The sequence below is a fragment of the Microcoleus sp. LEGE 07076 genome, assembly GCF_015207455.1.
In the GTDB taxonomy this organism is placed as follows: Bacteria; Cyanobacteriota; Cyanobacteriia; order Cyanobacteriales; family Microcoleaceae; genus Microcoleus.
Map to the genome: position 1 here is coordinate 1 of NZ_JADEWV010000413.1, position 2,346 is coordinate 2,346.

The following is a 2,346-nucleotide window of genomic DNA, read 5'->3' on the forward strand; positions in this document are numbered from 1 at the left end:
GTCAGTACCCGCACGGTGTCGGGGACTGTCAACCGCAGTTTTTTGTTGAGTTTGTAGCGCCCTACTTTGCCCAAATCGTAGCGTTTGGGGTCGAAAAAGCGCGAGTTGAGGAGCTGTTCGCCACCCGCGACGGTGGGGGGTTCGCCCGGTCGCAGTTTGCGGTAGAGCTCCATCAAAGCTTCTTCTTCGCCGAACTGTCCTTCTTTTTCGATCGTTTTTTGGAAGTATTCGGGATGGCGCAGGCTGTCGTAGATTTCGCCGTCGGTCAAGCCTAGGGCTTTGAGGAGGACTTGGGCGCTGAGTTTGCGGGTTTTGTCGATTCTGACCCAAACTAAGTCGTTTTTGTCGGTCTCGAATTTCAGCCACGCGCCCCGGTTTGGGATGAGAGAGGCGTTGTAGGTGCGGCGGCCGTTTTTGTCGGTTTCCGATTTGTAGTACACGCCGGGCGATCGCACAATTTGGTTGACGATTACCCGTTCGGCCCCGTTGATGATGAAAGTGCCGCGTTCTGTCATCAGCGGTAAGTCGCCGATGAATACTTCTTGTTCTTTGATTTCGCCGGTTTCTTTGTTGATCAGGCGGGTGGGTACGTACATTTGCACCGAGTAGGTGCTGTCCCGGCGCTTGGCTTCGTCTACGTCGTATTTCGGGCGCTTGAGTTTGAAGTCTTTGCCCATGAAGTGCAGTTCTAGCTTGCCCGTGTAGTCTGAGATCGGAGAAAAGCTATCGAGTTCTTCGATCAGTCCGGCTTCTAGGAACCAGCGAAAACTTGCCCGCTGGATTTCGATTAGGTCGGGCAAGGTGAAGGCGAATTCTGTGTAATCTTTAGTCGTCATGGGTCTCCTTTTTCCGCAGTGGCTTTAGCTTTTTAGATGGCGCCTAGGCTTGGCGTTTTTACTTTGCTGTCTTTTTTTGATGGATTGTGTGAGAGAATATATATGATATTTTCGATCGCCAGCCGACTGCTCCAACGGTTATTTGTGCGGGTTGCTCGCAGTGGTTTTGTGCGGATTTTGGTTTGATGGAGATACTTTTAGATCCGATGTTTTGCTGTTTCGGGCTAAATTGCCTACACATTTGACTCCTAAAATTGACGTGGAAGCTATTGCCAAATTGCTGGGTTCCAAGTTTATTTGGTTCTGTTTATTCCGAGCTGTAACTTTGACTCTGTAAGTTTGGAAGTTTTTGTCAGCGAAGGCTAACTTGCTGGCCGTTTCTTGGCTGCTGCGGGAAGGCGGTGCAGCGACGCGGATAGCAAGCGAACAATTGATGGCTGGTTCTTTTAATTATAGGACGCAAATTCGATCGTCGCACCCCACGTCAAAAGCATCTGAGAGCGAGAATGAATCCCGTTTTTCCGGCAAGAGCGTAGATGAGATATCTCTATCCTTTGCCTCTAAAACTACGGATTTTTCTCGTTTTTGCGCTAAGGATCGAGTGATAAGCCGAATAGCTGACAGGCATTTTCGGTTGTCTGTTGGGACAAAGTTAAGAGAGAAACTCCTCTCAATTTAGCAACTTGCTCGGCTACGTAGTATACGTAAGCTGGTTCGTTGCGTTTTCCCCGCTGGGGTACGGGGGCGAGAAAAGGGCAATCTGTCTCAACTAGGATGCGATCGCTATTTACCATACAAGCTGATTCTTGTATTTGCAAGGCTTTTTTAAAGGTGACAGTTCCGCTAAAACTGATGTAGAAACCCAAGTCTAAAAACCACTGGGTTTCTTCTGGTGTACCTCCCCAGCAGTGCATCACCCCGCGCACCGGGCCGCGCGTTTCCCAAAAGTTCCGCAGCATTTGGGCCATTGGGGCGGCGGCGTCGCGACAGTGGATAATGACTGGTTTGTCAAGTTCCCGGGCGATTTCAAGCTGTGCCTCAAACACTTTAAACTGGTGTTCGCGATCGTCAGCTTTATAAAAGTCCAGTCCAGTTTCGCCGATCGCCACTACCCTAGAGTCAGAACCAGCTAATTCCCTAATCTGGCTTGCAGTTTCGTCTTTCCACTTGGCGGCATCTAGGGGATGGAGCCCAACCGCAAAAGAGACTTCTGCAAACTGATTGGCAATTGCTTGAATTCCGGCGAACTCTTCGGGCTCTACACAAGAATGAACCAACCGAACTACACCAGCTTCGCGCCAGCGTTCTCGAATGGCTTCTAACTCAGACTTGTAAGTCTCAAAGTTGATATGAACGTGAGTATCGATGAGCTGCATGGGGGAAGCAGATTAGATTTGATACCAGAGCATCCGAGTTGTTGACGGGAGCGTGGGAGAGTGGGGGATAGGGAGAGTGGGAGAGTAGGAAAAATTCTCTTTCTTCCTTCTCCCTTCTTCCCTCTTCCTTCTTC

1 protein-coding gene and 1 pseudogene are annotated in these 2,346 nt (G+C 49.8%); both read right to left on the minus strand.

The window, feature by feature from the left end; genetic code table 11:
* Nucleotides 1-836: pseudogene (locus IQ270_RS29760) on the minus strand (DNA-directed RNA polymerase subunit beta); the annotation flags it as partial.
* Nucleotides 837-1,426: 590 nt separating this feature from the next.
* Complete coding sequence (locus IQ270_RS29765) at nucleotides 1,427-2,212, minus strand: TatD family hydrolase (protein ID WP_193976698.1); 786 nt, start codon at nucleotides 2,210-2,212, stop codon at nucleotides 1,427-1,429.
* Nucleotides 2,213-2,346 lie beyond the last annotated feature (134 nt).

Bases quoted from the DNA above. Each gene is read 5' to 3' on its own strand.
- IQ270_RS29765 (WP_193976698.1), bottom strand. From the start codon at position 2,212: ATGCAGCTCATCGATACTCACGTTCATATCAACTTTGAGACTTACAAG.